Origin of the sequence: Microbacterium deferens, from assembly GCF_045517775.1 — a bacterium.
Taxonomy (GTDB): domain Bacteria; phylum Actinomycetota; class Actinomycetes; order Actinomycetales; family Microbacteriaceae; genus Microbacterium.
This window is the reverse complement of sequence record NZ_JBEUWT010000011.1, coordinates 1-640: the sequence shown is the minus strand read 5'-3', so window position 1 is coordinate 640 and position 640 is coordinate 1. Positions and strand designations below refer to the sequence as shown.

At 64.4% G+C, this 640-nt stretch carries 1 pseudogene; it reads left to right on the top strand.

Annotation, left to right across the window (positions count from 1 at the left end):
* Positions 1–247: 247 nt before the first annotated feature.
* Positions 248–640, top strand: a pseudogene (locus ABTU82_RS16715) (site-specific integrase); the annotation flags it as partial.

Genomic DNA, 640 nt, shown 5'->3' with positions numbered 1-640 from the left:
GAAGACGACATCTTCGCGTCTGATGCGAATTGGCCGCTCCCCTCGACCTCCGTTGTTTGGCGCCGAACGAGCCCACTCGTCGGTGGCTACTCTCGCAGCGTTCAGTCGCTGTGGACGGCTCTGGCTCGGGCTTGAAAGTGTCGCTGACCTGGGTGTTGTTCGGCGTACTTGACAGGCGTTCGCGGTTTCTGCGAATGTTTCGCGTAATATGCGAACTCCTCCTCCTGTGGTCCCGGGTGCGGTTCCCGTGCATCTGCGGGCCGCGATCCCGCTGTTCAACGCCGAGGAAGGTGTGTGGCTGGCGATGCTGGACGGCTGGGCGGCGCAGCAGATCGCCCGCAATCTGTCGGCGTCGACGGTGGACAAGCGCCGCACGATCGTGACCCGGTTCCGGCTGTTCGCGGAGAGCTATCCGTGGTCGTGGTCCACGCCGATGGTGGACGAGTTCTTCCTCGAGCTGCGCGCACTGCGCGGCGCCTCGCACTCCACCGTTCTGGGCTATCAGAACGCACTGCGACTGTTCCTGGAGTACCTGACCGACCCCGCCTATGGCTGGGTGCAGCATTGCTGGGACCGGTTCGGCGACCATCCGACGCAGCTGCTGCACGAGTGGAACACCGCTCGCCATTCGCAGGATGCG